Consider the following 16924-nt stretch of genomic DNA (forward strand, 5'->3'; position numbering starts at 1 on the left):
TCGTTGTGTGCGTACGGGTCCTGCTGGTCGAAGACGACGAGCGAATCCAGCAGGCTTTGGGCCTCGCCTTGTCCGATGAGGGTTTCTCAGTGGACGAGACGGGTTCGGGCGAAGAGGCGTTACACCGTTTGGAGACCGAATCGTTCGACGTGGTGCTGGTCGACCTCACCCTGCCGGGCGTGGACGGCCTGGAGGTCGTGCGAACCCTCCGCACACGCGGTGACCTGCCGATCATCGTGGTGACGGCGCGCACCGACGCCCGTGACGTGATCGCCGGGCTGGAGGCGGGAGCGGACGACTACGTCACGAAACCGTTGATGGCGAGCGTTCTCGCCGCACGCGTCCGCGCGTTGTTGCGCCGGCGCGGACCGGGCCGCGAATTCGTTCGGATAGGGGCACTGGAAATCCGTCCGCAGGAAGGCCTGGTGCACCGGGCGGGTGAACGCGTTCACCTCACCAGGACGGAATTCCGGCTGTTGCTGGAACTCGCTGGTGCGGGCGGCCGAATCGTCACCAGGGAACAGTTGCTGCAAAAGGTCTGGGGATACGACTACTTCGGCGACACCCGGTTGCTCGACGTGCACATAAGGCGACTTCGCCGCAAGATCGAGGCGAACCCGGACGATCCGGAGCTGCTTCTCACCGTGCGCGGCAGCGGCTATCGGATCCGCTCGTGAAACTGACGCTGCGCTGCCGGGTCACCCTCTCGTTCGGCTTCGGCCTGCTGGTCGTCACGAGCGTGCTGGCGTTCGCCACCTGGAACCTCGCCTCCGGCTACATGCTGCGGCAGCGGGAGGCGAGCGCCACGCGGCAGGCCGAGGTCAACGTGCGACTGGTCGAGAGGTCGCTGGCCTCGCCCGGTCTCGGCGAACTGCTGACCGGCCTCACGACCGGGCCCGACTCGTCGATCCTGGTGCTGAGGCACGACGGCCTGGTGCGAGCGGGCCGGGTGGTCGAGCCGTCCCAGCTGCCGGCCGGGCTGGTGGAGCACCCGCCGGGCACGCAGCGGATCACCGTGGACGGCCTGCCGATGCTCGCCGTCGCGCGGCCGGTGGCGGGCGACGCGGTCTACGTCGAGCTGTTCGGGTTGCAGCAGCTGAACCGGACGTTCGCGTTCCTGAGCGCGGTGCTGATCGCCGGCACGGTCGCCTCGGCGCTGCTCGGCGCGGCACTGGGCTCGTGGGCGTCGAAACGGGCCCTGAAACCGCTGGCGGAGCTGAACTCCGCAGCGGGCCGGATCGCCGGCGGCGACCTGCACGCCCGGCTGCCCGACCAGGACGACCCGGACCTCGCGGCACTGGCGGCGAAGTTCAACTCGACGGCGCACGCGCTGGAGCAGAGGGCGTTGCGGGACGCCCGGTTCGCCTCGGACGTCTCGCACGAGCTGCGGTCGCCGCTGACGACGATGGTGAACGCGGGCGCGGTGCTCCGCCGGCGTCGTGAGCACCTGCCGGGCACCGCCGGGACCGCGCTGGAACTGCTGACCTCGGAGGTCGACAGGTTCGCGCGGATGGTCGTGGACCTGCTGGAGATCTCTCGCGCCGACCAGACCGACGACTACGAGCCGGAGGAGCTCGACCTGAGCGCGTTGGTGCGCAACGTGATCGCGACCCGCTGGAACGCGGTGCCGGTCGAGGCGGGCCCGGTGCGGGTGCTCGGTGACCGGCGGCGGCTGGACCGGGTGCTGGCCAACCTCGTGGAGAACGCCGAACGGCACGCGGGCGGCGCGATCTTCGTGGCGGTGAGCAGGACGGGCGACAGGGCCCGCGTCGAGGTCGAGGACGACGGGCCGGGTGTGCCGGAAGCGTTGCGGGAGCAGATCTTCGAGCGGTTCGCGCGGGGCAGGCCCGGCAGCCGGGGCGACGACACCGGCAGCGGGCTCGGGCTCGCTCTGGTTCGTGAGCACGTGCAGCGCCACCACGGCCGCGTGTGGGTCGAGGACCGCTTCCCGCGTGGTGCGCGGTTCGTGGTGGAGCTGCCAGCTCTTACGAAGTCATGACGTGATGGGGTCGGGCGGCGCGCTACCCGGCGATCCGGTCCTACGGTCGGTCCATGCGAGTACTGATCACTGGCGGGGCCGGGTTCATCGGGTCGCACGTCGCGGACGAGCTGACCGCCCAGGGCCATGAATGCGTGGTGCTCGACGCGTTGCTGCCCCAAGCTCACGGCACTGTTCCTTCGCTGGAGCACGAACTGGTCGTCGGCGACGTGACCGACGCCGCCGCGCTGGGGCCGTTGCTGTCCACAGTGGACGCTGTGTGCCACCAGGCGGCGATGGTCGGGCACGGCGTGGATCCGTTCGACGCGCCTTCCTACGCGCGTCACAACGACCTGGGCACGGCGGTGCTGCTGGCCGAGATGCACAGGGCCGGGGTGTCGCGGCTGGTGCTGGCGTCGTCGATGGTCGTTTACGGCGAGGGGCGCTACCGGTGCCTCTCGCACGGGATCGTGCGGGCAGAACGGACCGCCGGGGACGTGGCCGCCGGCATGTACGAGCCGCGCTGCTTCTGCGGTGACTTCGTGGTGTCCGAACTGGTGCCCGAGGACGCTCCGCTGGAGCCGCGCAGCACCTACGCGGCGACCAAGCTGGCGCAGGAGCACCTCGCGCTGGCGTGGGCACGGCAGACCGGCGGCAGCGTGTGGGCCTTGCGCTACCACAACGTCTACGGCCCGCGGATGCCGCGCGACACCCCGTACGCCGGGGTGGCGTCGATCTTCCGGTCCGCACTGCAGAACGGCGTCGCACCGCGGGTGATGGAGGACGGGCGGCAGCGGCGCGACTTCGTGCACGTCACCGACGTGGCCAGGGCCAACGCGCTGGCGCTGGCGTCCCCGCGCCCCGGTTTCGAAGCCGTGAACGTCTGCTCCGGCACCCCGCACACGATCGGTGACCTGGCGTTCGCGCTGGCCGACGCGTGCGACGGACCGACTCCGGAGATCGTCGGCGGGGCGCGGGCGGGCGACGTCCGGCACGTCGTGGCGTCGCCCGCGAAGGCGTTGGACGTGCTGGGTTTCGAGGCGCGGGTCGGGTTCGAGGAAGGCGTGCGGGAGTTCGCCTTCGCCTCGCAGCGGGAACCGGTCACCAGTTCGTGAGCACCAGGTGGTTCACCGCCAGGGCCGTGACGGCCTGGGCGGTGAGCCACCGCTTGTCCAGCTTCGCCGTACCGGCGAGCAGCCAGACCGCGAACGGCAGCCAGATCCGCTCGGTCTCGGCCTTGCTCAGGCCGGACAGGTCCGCCGCCAGGATCGCGATGCCGGCCGCGACGACCCACTTGTCCCGGCGCAGTCCCTTGATCCCGGCCGGGCCGATCACCAGCGCGAGTGCCGCGAGGTTCGCCCAGGCCCAGTACCAGTACGGCCTGGTGTCGCCGATCCCCTGGTAGTAGCGGAGTTTCACGAGCTCGTAGCCGTCGAGCCACCAGAACCCGCTGAGCGCGAACGCCGCCACGACCGCGAGCGCACCCGCGACGGCCCAGCCGATCCTCCTGCCGACCGCGACGATCGCGAGCGGGGCCAGCAACACCAGCCCGTAGGACAGGAACAGGCACCAGCCGAGCACGACGCCGCCCAGCAACGGCCACCGGGTGAGCAGGTAGATGCCGACGGCCGCCACCCCCATGAACATGCCGTCCGCGGACGCCCCGACCCACACCGCGCCGGGGAACAGGACGAGGAACGGCAGCACCGCGTTGGTGCCGATGGCCTTGGGAATCGCCACCGCGGCGAGCGAACCGACGAGGACGCAGAAGATCGAGGCCGCCGCTCCCCCGCCGAGACCGATGCGGTCGAGCGCGACGAACGTGAGCAGCGCGCCCGGCGGGTGCCCGGAGACGTGCGTGGTCCACGAGTCGGGCTGGAAGTCCGGGATGCGCGCGGCGAACCCGCGCAGCATCGCCGGGACGTCGGTGACGCCGGGAACCTCGTGCAGGTACTCGTCGTCCGTCGTCAGCCTGGTGGCGAACCGGTTCCAGCCGTCGATCATCGCCAGCGAGAAGGTGAACGCCACCGAGGCCGCGTAGGCGATCGGCAGTGCGAACCTGTGCTCGGTGAGCTCGGGACCTTTGGCGACCACGAGGAACGCGATCAGGACCGCCACGGGCGTGCCGGGGCCCAGGTGGGGCTGCCAGTCGCCGAAGAGCGGTGCCGCGGCGGCGAACAGGACGCCGGGATCGTTGACGTTGACGACGACCCCGGTGATGATGGCGGCAGCGACGAGCAGCCCTGCGATGACTAGACGCACCGCGCCCAACCTAGGGGTTCGGCCGGGTGCTCGCGGACCTCGCAAGACAATCGTAAGAACTCTTCCGGGCGTCACAATTCCGTAAGCACCACAACACTTTTCGATGGTCCAGGGTGGACACATGGATGTCGTGTTGCCCTGCCTGGACGAGGCCGCCGCACTACCCGCGGTCCTCGCCTCCCTGCCTCCCGGACACCGCGCGATCGTCGTGGACAACGGGTCGTCCGACGGCTCGCCCGAGGTGGCCGCCGCGTGCGGCGCCCTGGTCGTGCACGAGTCGAAGCGCGGCTATGGCGCCGCCGTGCACACCGGTCTGCTCGCGGCCACCTCTGAGCTGGTGGCGTTCGCCGACGCGGACGGGTCGCTGGACCTGGCCGAACTGCCCGCGATGGCCACGCTCCTGGCCGATGCCGACCTCGTGGTCGGCCGGCGAAGGCCCGTGCACGCCGGCGTGTGGCCGTGGCACGCACGCGCCGGCAACGCCGTGATCGCGTCCCTGTTGCGGCGCAGGGGTTTGGACGTCCACGACATCGCACCGCTGCGCGTGTGCCGGCGAGAGGCGTTGCTGGCACTGGACCTCCAGGACCGCGCCTTCGGCTACCCGCTGGAACTGCTGGTGCGCGCGGCCGAAGCGGGCTGGCGGGTGCGCGAGGTCGACGTTTCCTACGGGCCTCGTGCGGCCGGCACGCGGTCGAAGGTGTCGGGCTCGGTGCGCGGCACGCTGCGGGCGGCACGGGACATGGCGGGAGTGCTGCGATGAGGTTCTGCCTGCTGATCATGGCCAAGTCGCCGGTGCCGGGCCAGGTCAAGACGCGGCTGTGCCCGCCGCTGTCGGCCGGGGAGGCGGCGGACGTGGCGGCGGCCTCGTTGCTGGACACGATCTCGGCGGCGCTGGACACCTCCGGCGCTGTGCCCGTGGTGGCGCTGGCGGGGGTGGTGCAGCGTGAGGACGTCCGCGACGCTCTCGCCGAGTGCGTGGTGGTCCCGCAGCGCGGTGCCTCGTTCGCCGAGCGGCTCGTGCACGCGCACGCCGACATCACGCGGTTCCGGATGCCGGTGCTGCAGATCGGGATGGACACGCCGCAGGTCACGCCGTCGTTGCTGGAGTCGTGCGCCGAGTTCGGGGAGGCGGCGCTCGGGCTCGCGGAGGACGGCGGCTGGTGGGCGCTCGGGCTGCGGGACCCGCTGCGGGCCGCGGCATTGCGGGACGTGCCGATGTCGCGTGCGGACACGGGAGCGCTGACGCTGGAGGCGTTGCACGGAATGGAGGTGCGGACGCTGCCGGTGCTGTCCGATGTGGACACGATGGCGGACGCCCGCGCGGTGGCACTGCAGGTGCCGGGCAGCCGGTTCGCGGCGGCACTGGCCCAGGCCGCGGCGGTGGCCCGATGATGTTCGACCAGGCCCTGAAGGGTCATCCCGGCTGGCTCGACCTCTCCGGCACGACTCCGCGCGAACTCAGCGTCGCCCGCTGGCACGCCGACGCGGACGGCGGCGACTGCGTCCTCCTCGACGCCTGCACCGGCCCCACCCTCGACGTCGGCTGCGGCCCCGGCCGTCTCGTCGCCGCGCTGCTGGACCGCCGGGTCCGCGCGCTCGGCGTCGACGTGTCCCCGGAGGCGATCCGGCGCACCACCGAACGCGGCGGCATCGCGATCCGCCGCGACGTGTTCGACCTGCTGCCGGGCGAGGGCCACTGGCAGCACGTCCTGCTCGCCGACGGCAACATCGGCATCGGCGGCGACCCGGCCGTCCTCCTGAGCCGCGTCCGGAACCTGCTGCGGCCCAGCGGAACCGTCGTCGTCGAGGTCGAACCGCCGGGTGCGGGCCTGACGACCGGCCAGGCACGGGTGCGCACCGAGGACACCCGCGGCCAGTGGTTCCCGTGGGCCTGGAGCGACGCGGAGTCCCTGACCGCCGACGGTTTCTTCCTGCTGTGGCAGACCGAACGCGCCGGGCGCTGGTTCGCGTGCTGGGAGCGGCTGTGAAACTCCCCGTCTTCAAAGCGCCCGTCTTCAAGGCGCCCGCCCACCACACGGGCGTGACCAGCCGAGTCGGCACGTGGCTCGGCATCACCTTCGGGCTGTGCTTCGTCACCGGCCTGATCAGCCACGGCGTGCAGCACGACTGGGTGTGGCCGACCCGGCCGGTCGACCTCTACCGCGTCACCCAGGGCGTGCACGTGATCTCCGGGGTCGCCTCGATCCCGTTGCTGCTGGCCAAGTTGTGGAGCGTCTACCCGAAGCTGTTCGAACGGCCGCTGGTGAAGTCCGTGCCGCACGCCCTGGAGCGCGGCTCGATCTTCGTGCTGATCGCGGCGTCGTTCTTCGAACTGGTCACCGGCCTGTTCAACGCGGCGCAGAACTACCCGTGGTCGTTCTACTTCCCCACCGCCCACTACGCGGTGGCGTGGATCGTGATCGGCGCCCTGCTCGTGCACATCGCGGTGAAGATCCCGCTGATCCGGCGCACCCTCGAACCGGCGTCCGAGGAGCGGACCATCCTGTCCCGCAGGGCTTTCCTGCGCGCCACCGCGCTCACGACCGGTGTAGCCGTGGTGGCGACGGCCGGTGTCACGGTGCCGTGGCTGCGCAAGATCTCCGTGCTGGCATGGCGATCCGACGGCGACCTGCCGGTCAACCGGACCGCGAAGGCCGCGAACGTGGTGGTGCCGCAGGACTGGCGGCTGAAGGCGGGCGCGAAGAGCTACTCGCTGGCCGAACTGCGGGCGATGCCGCAGACCACCGTCGACCTGCCGATCGCGTGCGTCGAAGGCTGGAGCCAGAACGCGACCTGGACCGGTGTCCGCGTCTCCGAGCTCGTGCGCGGAGGTGACGTGCGCGTCGAGTCGCTCGAGGAGGACGGGCTGTACCGGGCGACCACACTGCCCTCGGAGTTCGCCGAGGATCCGCTCACGCTGCTGGCACTGAGGCTCAACGGCGAGGAGCTCAGCCCCGACCACGGGTTCCCCTGCCGGCTGATCGCGCCGAACCGGCCGGGTGTGCTGCAGACGAAGTGGGTCACGTCGCTGGAGGTCCTGTGAGAGTCGTCCTCGGCGTCATCGGTGCGGGGCTGGGAGCCTGGGGCGCCTGGCTGCTCCTGCCCCAGATCACCGTCGAACTGCTGCTCTGGCTCGGCGGCGGCGTGGTCCTGCACGACTTCCTGATCGCCCCGCTCGTCGGCGCCGCCGGGCTCGTGGTGAAACGGCCGTCCATCGGCATCGGCCTGACCGTCTCCGGCGTCGTCGCCCTCCTCGCGGTGCCGCTGCTCTGGCGCGAGCACAGCGGGCCGGTCAACCCCGGCCTGCACGACCGCGACTACCCCACCGGAGTCGCGGTCGTGCTCGGCCTGACCTGGGCCGCCGTGGCCCTATACGAGATCGCGGCGCACTTTCAGAAGCGTCGCCGCGCCGACGAAGAACACGACGTACCCGACGAGGAACAACGCCGCGGTGGTGCCGCTCAGGTTCGTCAGCACGCCGGGGGCACCGGATCCGCCGACGGCGCCGGCGAGGTTGCCGGCCGATCCGCCCGGCAGGACCTCGGTCAGCGACTCGACCGGCCCGAGGAGGGTTCCCACGCCCCGCAACAGGTTCTCGGTCACGATCGCCCACATCAGGCCGAGGCCGACGGCCAGCGCGGGCCCCTTGGTGACGACGCCGAGGAACACGCCGAACCCCGTCCACATGGCGGCGATCAGCAGTGACGCGCCCAGAGCCTCGAAGACGCCGAGACCCGGCAGGCTCCAGTCCCAGCCCTCCAGCGACGCCACGGTCACCGCCGCGCCGAGGTTCACGACGAACGTGAGGGCCACCAGCAGCACCACGACGATCCCCAGCGCCCCGAGCGTGCCGGCCATCGCCGAGACCCGGCGCGGGCCGGCCGTCAGGGTCGTCTTCCAGGTGCCCCAGCCATATCCGCTGCCGACGGCGAGCGCCGCCAGCACGAGGACGATCGCGCCGCCGAACATGGGCAGGCCGCGTACGACGGCCGCGCCGACGTTCTCCGGCTGCATCGCGCTGATCAGCTGCTGCTGGGACATCGACCGAGTGTTGGTGCCGCCGTTCAGGGCGAGGTAGTTGAACACGTAGCCGAACGTCAGCGTCATCACCAGCCAGACGCCGATCAGCACCCAGGTCGCCGGCCACTTCCACAGCCTCAGCAGCTCCGCCCTCACGCTGCCCATCACGCCGCTCCCGTCATCTCGAAGAAGACCTCTTCCAGCGTCCGGCGCAGTGGCCGGACCTCCTGCACGTCGACGTCGGCGTGCACCAGCGTGCGCACCAACGCCGCTGCGTCCGTCTCCGGCACGTGCAGCACGTCGCCGTGCAACGAGCTGCCCTGGATCAACACGTGCGCCTTCTCGATCGGGTCGGCCTTGACCAGCAGGACCGTCTCGCCGCGCAGTTGCTCGACCGTGCTCTCGGCGACGAGCCTGCCGTTCGAGATCACGCCGACGCGGTCGCAGATCTCCTCGACCTCGCCGAGCAGGTGGCTCGACAGCAGCACCGTCTGGCCCTGCGCGGCCAGCGCCCGCACCAGGTCGCGCATGTCGGCCATGCCCGCCGGGTCGAGACCGTTGGTCGGCTCGTCGAGGATCAGCAGCTCCGGCCGGCCGAGCAGGGCCGCGGCGACGCCGAGCCGTTGCTTCATGCCGAGCGAGTACCGGCGGAACTTCTCGGCGGCGGCGCCCACCAGGTCGACCTGTTCCAGCGCGGCCTCGACGTGCGTCCTGTCCACGCCCCGGCGGGCGGCGTGCACGCGCAGGTTGTCGCGGCCGGACAGGTAGGGGTAGAAGCCGGGTCCCTCGATCAGCGACCCGACCTCGAGCAACACCCCGGGGGTGCCCGGCTTCTCACCGAGGACCCTGGCGGATCCGCTGGTCGGCCTCACGAGCCCGAGCAGCATGCGGATCGTGGTCGTCTTGCCCGCGCCGTTGGGACCGAGGAACCCGTAGACCTCGCCCCGCCGCACGGACAGACTGACCTCGTCCACCACGGCGCGGTCGCCGTAGCGCTTCGTCAGCTTCTCCGTCGTCACGATCATGGGCTCCACTGTGGTCCCGCGCACGACCTGGGTCGTCCGCTCCGGAGCGTCATGAAGATACGCACATCTGCGTACGTCCCCGGTCGTATGGTCGGCGGCATGCGGATCACATGGCAGGACGGCGCGCTCACGGCGGCGCTGCTGTTCTTCGGCCTCGCGGGCACGCGGTTCGCCGCGCGTCTTCAAGGCGGCGAACCCCTCGACGCCCTCGCGTACGCGCTCATCGTCGTGGCGGCCTGCGGCCTGCTGTTCCGCACAGTTCGTCCGATGTGGACGGTGACGGTCACGATCGCGTCGATCGTGGTCTACCTGGCGCTGGGCTACCCGTTCGGCCCGATCCTGGTGAGCGGTGTCGCCGCGATCTACGCGGTGGCCCTGTACGCGCGCATCGAACTCGCCGCCGTCAGTGCCCTGCTGTATGCCCTGGCTCTCCTGCCGTGGTGGAACGACACGCTGACGTCGTGGGTCACCTGGTCGGCCGGCTGGATCCTGCTGCCGGGCGCGGCGGGTGTGCTGGTGAAGCTGTGGCGCCGGTCCGCTGTGGACGTTCGCGAGCGCACCGCGATCTCCGAACGCCTCCGGCTCGCCCAGGAGGTCCACGACGTCGTCGGCCACGGCCTCTCGGTGATCGCCATGCAGGCGGGCGTCGCGCTCTACGTGCTGGACAAGGACCCGGCGAAGGCGCGCGCGTCACTCGAAGCCATCCGCGACACGTCGAAGGAGGCTCTGGACGGTCTGCGGTCCGAACTGGACACGCTGCGCGGCTCGGCTCCCCTGGCACCGGTGATCACGCTCGACGACGTGCCGGCACTGGCGGCGCGGATGCGCGAGGCGGGGCTGGAGGTGTCGGTCGAGGTCGCCCGGATCGAGCTGCCGGACACCTACCAGCTGGCCGTGTACCGGATCGTGCAGGAGTCGCTGACCAACGTCCTGCGCCACTCCTCCCCCGGCGTCACCGCGTCCGTCAGGGTCTTCACCGTGCGCGACGAACTGGTCGTCCACGTGACCGACACCGGCACGCCGGCCGAGTTCACCGAGGGCCACGGCATCACGGGCATGCGCTCGCGGGCCGAAGCGCTCGGCGGCACGCTCGAAGCCGACGCATCGCAGGGCTTCTCGGTGATCGCCCGGATACCGTTGCCCGCATGATTCGCGTGGTGGTGGCCGACGACCAGCCGCTGGTCCGGATGGGGCTGCGGACGTTGATCGAGACCGAGGACGGCGTCCAGCTCGCCGGCGAGGCCGCCGACGGGCGGGAGGCCCTGGCGCTGATCCAGGCGACGAAGCCGGACGTGGTGTTCCTCGACATCCGCATGCCGCTGGTGGACGGCCTGGAGGTGTTGCGCCGCGTCAGCGCCGACCCCGCGTGCGCCCAGGTCAGGATCATCATGCTCACGACGTTCGACCTCGACGAGTACGTGTTCGAGGCGCTGCGCACGGGCGCGTCCGGGTTCCTGGTGAAAGACTCCGACCCGACGGACCTGCTGCGCGCGGTGCACGTGGTGGCCGACGGCGGTTCGCTGCTCTCGCCGTCCGTCACGCGCCGGGTGATCGACCGGTTCGCGTCCGGGGCGTCGGCACGGCCCGTGCCGCACCTCGACAGGCTGACCGAACGCGAGCGGGAGATCATGCGGCACGTGGCGTCCGGCGCGTCCAACGACGAGATCGCCGCGGTGCTGGTGATCTCGCCCGCGACGGTGCGCACGCACGTGTCGCGGGCGATGGTGAAGCTGGGCGCACGCGATCGCGCCCAGCTCGTCGTGTTCGCCGTGCAGTCAGGCCTGACTTGATTCGAACGCGGCCTTGAGGCCCCGCGCGATCTCGGGCGGGATCGAGTCGTAGGCGCGCGGCGGCTGCGGGTCGTACTCGATGCCGACCTGCACGGCCTGCGCGACCATCTCGCCGAACTCGGCCTCGACCAGCCGCAACGCCATGTCGATGCCCGCCGACACGCCCGCGCCGCTGACGACCTTGCCGTCGAACACGACCCGGTCGGTGCTCACCTCGACGCCCCGCACCTCCAGGTCCTCCCGCGCGGCCCAGTGCGTCGTGGCCCTCGAGACCAGCCCTGCCTCGGCGAGCAGCGTCGACCCGGTGCACACCGACGTCGTCCACTTCGTCGTCGGGTGCACCTCCCGCAGCCACTCGACGACGCCGCCGGAGTCCTTCAGCAGCGCCTTCCAGTGCCCGGAACCCGGCACCACCACGATGTCGGTCGACTTGAGCGAGTCGAACGTGTCGGTCGGCGTCACGACCAGCCCGTTGTCGGACTTCACGGGGTCGAGCGTCGCGGCGACGAACCGCGCGGAGACCACCGGCACGCTGGCCAGCACCTCGAACGGGCCGACGAAGTCGAGCGCGGTCATGTTCGGGTAGAGCACGAAAGTGGCATCCATCAGGCAACCCCAGTGGTCCGGAAACGGGCGCGGTAGCTGCCCGGCGACACGCCGAGCACGCGCAGGAAGGCCCGCCGCAGGGTCTCGGACGAGCCGAACCCCGACTGACGGGCGACGAGGTCGAGCGAGTCGCCGCTGCTGGCCAGCCGGTCGGCGGCGGCCTCGACGCGGGCTCGTTCGACGTACTGCGCGGGCGAGACGCCCACGCTGCGGGAGAAGACCCTGGCGAAGTGCCGCACGCTCATCATCGCCTTGCGGGCCATGACCGGCACCGTCCACTCCCGCGTCGGATCGGCGTGGATGTCGTCGAGCAACGCGCGCAGCGAGCCGTCCGACACCGGCTTCGCGCGGGTGTGCACGCTGAACTGCGACTGGCCGCCCGAGCGTTGCAGGAAGACGACCAGGTACTGCGCGATCCTGCGGGCCAGCGCGGGCCCGTGGTCCTGCTCGACCATGGCCAGCGCCAGGTCGATGCCCGCCGTCACCCCTGCCGACGTGGCCACCTGGCCGTCGCACACGAAGATCGCGTCCGGCTCCACCTCGACGCCGCGGTTCTCCAGCTCGCCCGTGAACGCCCAGTGCGTCGTCGCCTTCTTGCCCTCGAGCAGCCCGGCCCCGGCCAGCACCACGGCCCCCGTGCAGACCCCCGCGACGCGACGGGACCGCAGCGCCAGCCGCCGCAGGTTCGTCGTGAGCACCGCGTCGGACGCGGCCTCGCCGTACCCCCAGCCGCCGACGACGAGCAGCGTGTCGATCGGACGGTCCAGCGTGAGCAGATCGGCGCCCGCCTCGACGCGCACACCGGCGGTGGCGGTGAACGGTCCTCCCCCGAGCGTGGCGACGGTGATCTGGTAGCGCTGCTCGCCGTAGTTCGCCGCCTGGAACACCTCGATCGGCCCCGCCAGGTCCAGCAACGCGGTGTGGTCGTAGCCGACCACGACTATCTCCCTCAGATTCCCCACACCTCCACTTTCCTCATCCCCGACTGAGGCGGCAACGACATATCCCCCTCGCATTCGGCCACCCACGTAAACTGGCACGCGATGCGCAAAGTGCTCTTCTTCGCGGCGATCGGCCTGCTCACGATGGTGCTGGTCGTGAGCGACCACGTGTTCCCGCCGCCCTCCGACGCGGACAGGGAGACCAGGACCGCGGTCGTCGCGCTGGGTGACAGCACGATGTCCGGCGAGGGCGCCGGCTCCTACGAGGCGGGGACCGACGGCGAGGACGGCGGCAACTGGTGCCACCGCTCGCGCGACGCCGAGATCATGAAGACCTCGTTCGAGGCCGACCAGAAGATCAACCTGGCCTGCTCGGGCGCGAACTCCGACAAGCTGCGCAACGAGCAGTTGCCCCGCCTGCGCACGATCGCCGGCTCGAACCAGGTCGTCGCCATCGTCGTGGCCGTGGGCGCGAACGACGACCCGCGCTTCTCCGAGATCCTCAACAAGTGCTTCGAGGCGTGGGGCAAGCGCAGCGACTGCACGTCGTCCGTGGCACCGGAGTGGACCAAGCGCGTGCGGCGGATGGTCCCGAAGGTCGAGAACACGCTGAAGGCCATCCGCCAGACCATGCGCGACTCCGGCTACCTCGACTCCTCCTACCAGCTGGTCGTGCAGTCTTACGCGGCACCGGTCTCACCGAAGATGCCCCAGTCGCTGCAGAACCTGTCCGGCTGCCCGCTGCGCACCGCCGACCTGCAGTGGGTCGTCGAGGAGGCCGTGCCGGAGCTGTCGAACGGCCTGCGCGCCGCCGCGGGCAAGGTCAACGCGCGGTTCCTCGACCTGGCGCGGGCCGGCGAGGGCCGTGAGGCGTGCGTGGGCGGGGACGAGCCGGAGACCGAGTGGTTCACGCGGCTGACGGTCGACTTCGACGGTCTGAAGGATCAGAGGCGCGCATCGCACGCGTTGCAGGAGTCGTTCCACCCCAACGCGCGGGGGCATGAGCAGATCGGGCGGTGCCTGACCGAGTTCCTGGCCTCGGACAAGCGGGACGGGGCGTGCGTGCCCCGGTTGGACGGGTCGCTCGGCCTCACCACGGAAAGCTAGACCCAGCGCTTCAGTTCGTGCTGGTGCCAGCCGGGATCGCCTGTCCGGGCGAACCTCGCCCAAGCCGCCGCGATGTCACCCCGGAACATGTCCGGCACGTCCGCACCGTGGTGCGCCGGCGTACGGGCGTAGATCGACCGGAACGCGCGCCCGTGCTCGTCCGCCAGCCGCATCGTCGGGCGCTGGAACAGTTGCGCGTCCTCATCAGCGGTGTGGCACACCAGGAGGTCCACGTCGTACGGGCCTTCCAGCGGACTGCGCGGCAGCGTGTCACCGTCGATGATCGGTTGGTACAGCACGACTTCCGGGTCGGCTCGCCGTTGCACCTCGACGGCTTCGAGCGGCGTGAAGAACCGCCCGGCGAGGCTGTGCGCGATCGCCCGGTGGAACAGACCGGCGGCGGACGGCATGACCATCAGGCTCGCGACGGTCTGCGCACCGGACGACTGACCGGCCACGGTGACGTTCGACGGATCGCCGCCGTAACGGGCGATGTTGCGCTGGATCCACCGCAATGCGGAGACGACGTCGAGCAGGCCGCGGTTGTGCGGAAACCCTTCAAGCGCACCGTATCCGTCAACGGCGAGTCGGTAGTCGCAGCTGACGAACACGATCCCGTGCGAGGCGATGACGTCACCCGCGTACTCGGGTTGAGCCGACGAGCCGACGGTGTTCGCGCCGCCGTGGACCCAGAGGAGCACCGGCGCTCCGGCGTCCACTGTGGACCAGACGTTCAGCGTGTGCCGGTCGCCGAACGCGCCGGTCGGCTCGCCGTCGCAGTCCACCGGTGGGTGGAGGCGCAGCGGGCCGACCGGCGGTTCCGCGTAACGGATGCCGAGGTTCAGGCCGTCACCTGGTGCGAGACCGGCAGCACGCGCAGGTTCGCCGCCGCCCGTTCCAGCTGGGAGAGCACGCTCGGCCGCATCCCCGCGATCTCCAGGTCCGCGGCCGGTCCGGCGATCTCCTGCAGCAGCACCTGCTGCGGGTGGTCACCCTCGGCTTCGGCCACCGCGAGCACGCGGAACGGCGTGCCGGGCGGGAAGACCACGCGTTCCTCGGTGGCCACGGCGACGCGGTCGGTCACCTCGACCACGCGGCCGGTGACCGACCAGATCAGGTACTCGGTGACGCCGTCGACGCGCTGGGACGGGTTCGCGACGGCGTCCAGCAGGCCGTGCTCCACCAGGACCTCGCCGTGGCGGTAGCGCCGCGGACCCGTGGGACCGCTCACGCCCCACACGGCCGCGATGCCGTTGTGCACGGGCAGGCGGTTCAGGCCCGAGACGATGCACGCGACGTACGGGCGCAGGCGGCCCAGGCGTCCCATGCGGAGCGTCTCGACGACCATCTCCTCGTCCTGCGACACGCACGCCAGCAACGCCGTGAGGTCGGTGACCATGGCCTCGAACGCGGCCGGGTCCTCCTCCGCGTCCGGGCGCTGGGAGAGCAGGCGGACGACCGTCGCCGCGTGCACGCCGTAGCGCTCGCCGAGGGCACGGCGGACCGTGTCGCGTTCGGCGTCGGAGCTGCTGTGATCCGGCGCGATCGTCTCGCGGTCGCCGTTGTCCTCCGGCGGGGCCTCCCACTGGGCCAGCGGCTGCAGCGGGAGCGGGCCGTCGACGCGGAAGCGCACCGGGGCGTGGTCCGGGTCGTCCGACGGGAACGCGGCCTCGTCCGGGTCGTCCGCCAGCGCGTGCGACGTCACGGTCGCGATCGCCGGACCCGCGCCCATGCTCACGTACGCGGGTCTGTCCTGTTCGGGTTCGGCCGGCGTGACGGCGGTGAAGAAGCCGGTGCCGTTGTCCGAGGGCTCCCGCGTCGACAGCGCGTGTGCCGCCGTGCTCAGAGCCGCTACCGGACTGCTGACCGGAGGCGGGGGTGGCGGCGCCGGCGCGATGACCTTGGAGTCGCAGAACACCAGGCGCAGCAGCTTGCGCACCTCGGGCTCCAGGCGTTCCACGAGAGCAGCGCCGTGCACCGCGACCGCACCGGGCGTGGTGCGCCCTGGCGTGCCCACGGTCAGACGAGCCCATTCCGGGTCCAACGGCAGCGTGCGCACCTCGGCGGCGTTGTACGGCTCGTCCTGCTCACGCACCCACAGACCTGAGGGCACGACTTCGAGCACAACGCCGTCGCCGAGCGCGAACACCCCGGGCGAGACCTCGGTCAGGCCCTGCACGGGCGCCCGGTAGCCGGAGACCACGGGCACGGCCTCGTCCGGCACGCACAGCACCTCGGTGACGAACGGGCGCCACGTCTGCTGCCCGCGCGGGTCGACCGCGACCACCGCGGGCCCTCCGCCGCGCAGGTTGCCCACCGGCAGGCCGGTGAACATCGCGATCGGCTCGCCGATCTGGTCGGCGACGAGGCTGCCGATGGCGGCGTCGATGCCGTACGGCACGAGCCGCACGCGGGACCGGGCCGCCTGGGGCAGCGCCGTGAGCAGGCGGCACACCTCGTCGATCGGGATCGACGACTGGCCGGGCCCGCCGACGACGACCGTCAGCACGTTGTCGCGGCACGGCAGCGCCACGATCGGACGCGAGTCCTGGGCGGCAGGGTCGAACGGCGGCTGCTGCGCGCGCAGCCAGAGGCCGCTCGGGATCGGCTCGGAGATGCCGATCTCGCCCGTCGGCCACGGCGAGTTCGGGTCCATCGCCTCCCACTGCGGCACCGGGAAGCGGCGGCCGTACGGCATCGGGGACGCGTTCGGCTGGAACTTCACCCAGCTGCCGTAGCCCTGCGTGCCGACGACGAACGCGGCACCGGGCACCGTGGTCAGCACGCCGTCCGGCGCCACGACCTCGGCCTGCAGCTGCTCGGCGAGCCACTGCGCGGGAGCGGTCGGCCGCATCGTGCCGGCGTGCGAGACCGCGAGCCGGATGGGCCCGCGGCCGTGCAGCGCCGTCACGACGTGCGGCCAGAAAGTGCTTTGGTCCCCGCCCGGGAAGTCGACCACGACGACGGTGCGGCCGTTGTCGGCCGGAAGCGCGCGGGCGAGACCCGCGGCGCCCTGGCTCGGGCCCTCGGGAGCGGAGACGACGAGCGTCGACCCCACGGAGCTCGCCGCGAACGGCGTCCTCTGGGGTACCGGCTCCGGCTGCGGCGCTGCTGCCGGGGGCTGCTCGACGGGATACAGATCCAGGTCCTGGTCGGTGCTCGTAATGGTCTGAACTCCGAAACTGCTCTGGCCAG

Annotated in this window: 17 protein-coding genes; 10 read left to right on the forward strand and 7 right to left on the reverse strand. The window is 71.4% G+C overall.

The features are described 5' to 3' along the window. Positions 1-5: 5 nt before the first annotated feature. The 3 genes from DFR72_RS23845 to DFR72_RS23855 are packed head-to-tail and all read left to right on the forward strand — an operon-like array spanning position 6 to position 3093. Positions 6-677, forward strand: coding sequence for a response regulator transcription factor (locus tag DFR72_RS23845; RefSeq protein ID WP_090064944.1), 672 nt, complete (start codon positions 6-8; stop codon positions 675-677). Then, positions 674-1999: a sensor histidine kinase gene (locus tag DFR72_RS23850; protein ID WP_090064945.1), complete on the forward strand. Its 1326-nt coding sequence runs from the start codon at positions 674-676 to the stop codon at positions 1997-1999. The genes DFR72_RS23845 and DFR72_RS23850 overlap by 4 nt, the downstream gene beginning before the upstream one ends. Before the next feature lie 53 nt (positions 2000-2052). Beyond that, positions 2053-3093 carry an NAD-dependent epimerase/dehydratase family protein gene (locus tag DFR72_RS23855; RefSeq protein ID WP_090064946.1) on the forward strand — a complete coding sequence of 347 codons (1041 nt, stop codon included), beginning with the start codon at positions 2053-2055 and terminating at the stop codon, positions 3091-3093. Here the strand turns inward: DFR72_RS23855 and DFR72_RS23860 are convergent. Next, a complete protein-coding gene (locus DFR72_RS23860) occupies positions 3080-4240 on the reverse strand; it encodes a hypothetical protein (RefSeq protein ID WP_090065251.1) in 1161 nt (386 codons plus the stop codon). The two genes, DFR72_RS23855 and DFR72_RS23860, sit on opposite strands and share 14 nt — an antisense overlap. 121 nt (positions 4241-4361) lie before the next feature. On the opposite strand from DFR72_RS23860, the gene DFR72_RS23865 reads away from it, so the two are divergent. From DFR72_RS23865 to DFR72_RS23880, 4 genes are read left to right on the forward strand one after another with little or no spacing between them, the layout of a single operon-like run. Next, positions 4362-5000, forward strand: a complete 639-nt coding sequence (locus tag DFR72_RS23865; RefSeq protein ID WP_090064947.1) for a glycosyltransferase family 2 protein — start codon at positions 4362-4364, stop codon at positions 4998-5000. Next, positions 4997-5632, forward strand: a complete 636-nt coding sequence (locus DFR72_RS23870) for a TIGR04282 family arsenosugar biosynthesis glycosyltransferase (protein ID WP_090064948.1) — start codon at positions 4997-4999, stop codon at positions 5630-5632. Before DFR72_RS23865 ends, DFR72_RS23870 begins: the two co-directional genes overlap by 4 nt. Continuing rightward, a complete protein-coding gene (locus tag DFR72_RS23875) occupies positions 5629-6228 on the forward strand; it encodes a methyltransferase domain-containing protein (RefSeq protein ID WP_090064949.1) in 600 nt (199 codons plus the stop codon). Before DFR72_RS23870 ends, DFR72_RS23875 begins: the two co-directional genes overlap by 4 nt. Continuing rightward, positions 6225-7283 carry a molybdopterin-dependent oxidoreductase gene (locus tag DFR72_RS23880; RefSeq protein WP_090064950.1) on the forward strand — a complete coding sequence of 353 codons (1059 nt, stop codon included), beginning with the start codon at positions 6225-6227 and terminating at the stop codon, positions 7281-7283. Before DFR72_RS23875 ends, DFR72_RS23880 begins: the two co-directional genes overlap by 4 nt. A gap of 326 nt (positions 7284-7609) precedes the next feature. On the opposite strand, the gene DFR72_RS23890 is transcribed toward DFR72_RS23880, so the two are convergent. Both DFR72_RS23890 and DFR72_RS23895 read right to left on the reverse strand, forming a co-directional pair. Beyond that, a complete protein-coding gene (locus DFR72_RS23890; protein ID WP_090064951.1) occupies positions 7610-8425 on the reverse strand; it encodes a hypothetical protein in 816 nt (271 codons plus the stop codon). Next, positions 8425-9285 (reverse strand): ABC transporter ATP-binding protein, encoded by an 861-nt coding sequence (locus DFR72_RS23895; protein WP_211335505.1) that lies wholly within the window; start codon positions 9283-9285, stop codon positions 8425-8427. The genes DFR72_RS23890 and DFR72_RS23895 overlap by 1 nt, the downstream gene beginning before the upstream one ends. Before the next feature lie 99 nt (positions 9286-9384). Here DFR72_RS23895 and DFR72_RS23900 point away from each other — a divergent pair, with 99 nt between their 5' ends. Together DFR72_RS23900 and DFR72_RS23905 are read left to right on the forward strand one after the other, a co-directional pair. Continuing rightward, entirely contained in the window at positions 9385-10434 is a 1050-nt protein-coding gene (locus DFR72_RS23900) for a sensor histidine kinase (protein ID WP_170176367.1), read from the forward strand. Beyond that, complete coding sequence (locus tag DFR72_RS23905; RefSeq protein WP_090064954.1) at positions 10431-11075, forward strand: response regulator; 645 nt, start codon at positions 10431-10433, stop codon at positions 11073-11075. The genes DFR72_RS23900 and DFR72_RS23905 overlap by 4 nt, the downstream gene beginning before the upstream one ends. Here the strand turns inward: DFR72_RS23905 and DFR72_RS23910 are convergent. Next, positions 11061-11681 carry a DJ-1/PfpI family protein gene (locus tag DFR72_RS23910; RefSeq protein WP_090064955.1) on the reverse strand — a complete coding sequence of 207 codons (621 nt, stop codon included), beginning with the start codon at positions 11679-11681 and terminating at the stop codon, positions 11061-11063. The two genes, DFR72_RS23905 and DFR72_RS23910, sit on opposite strands and share 15 nt — an antisense overlap. After that, positions 11681-12643, reverse strand: a complete 963-nt coding sequence (locus DFR72_RS23915) for a GlxA family transcriptional regulator (protein WP_245983407.1) — start codon at positions 12641-12643, stop codon at positions 11681-11683. Before DFR72_RS23915 ends, DFR72_RS23910 begins: the two co-directional genes overlap by 1 nt. A gap of 81 nt (positions 12644-12724) precedes the next feature. Here DFR72_RS23915 and DFR72_RS23920 point away from each other — a divergent pair, with 81 nt between their 5' ends. Beyond that, positions 12725-13729, forward strand: a complete 1005-nt coding sequence (locus DFR72_RS23920; protein ID WP_090064957.1) for a GDSL-type esterase/lipase family protein — start codon at positions 12725-12727, stop codon at positions 13727-13729. Here DFR72_RS23920 and DFR72_RS23925 read toward each other — a convergent pair. Then, positions 13726-14514 (reverse strand): carboxylesterase family protein, encoded by a 789-nt coding sequence (locus DFR72_RS23925; RefSeq protein WP_170176368.1) that lies wholly within the window; start codon positions 14512-14514, stop codon positions 13726-13728. The two genes, DFR72_RS23920 and DFR72_RS23925, sit on opposite strands and share 4 nt — an antisense overlap. A gap of 56 nt (positions 14515-14570) precedes the next feature. Continuing rightward, positions 14571-16787 carry a hypothetical protein gene (locus DFR72_RS46395; RefSeq protein ID WP_177224530.1) on the reverse strand — a complete coding sequence of 739 codons (2217 nt, stop codon included), beginning with the start codon at positions 16785-16787 and terminating at the stop codon, positions 14571-14573. Between the last annotated feature and the right edge of the window lie 137 nt (positions 16788-16924).

Source organism: Lentzea flaviverrucosa, from assembly GCF_003350445.1.
Taxonomy (GTDB): domain Bacteria; phylum Actinomycetota; class Actinomycetes; order Mycobacteriales; family Pseudonocardiaceae; genus Lentzea; species Lentzea californiensis.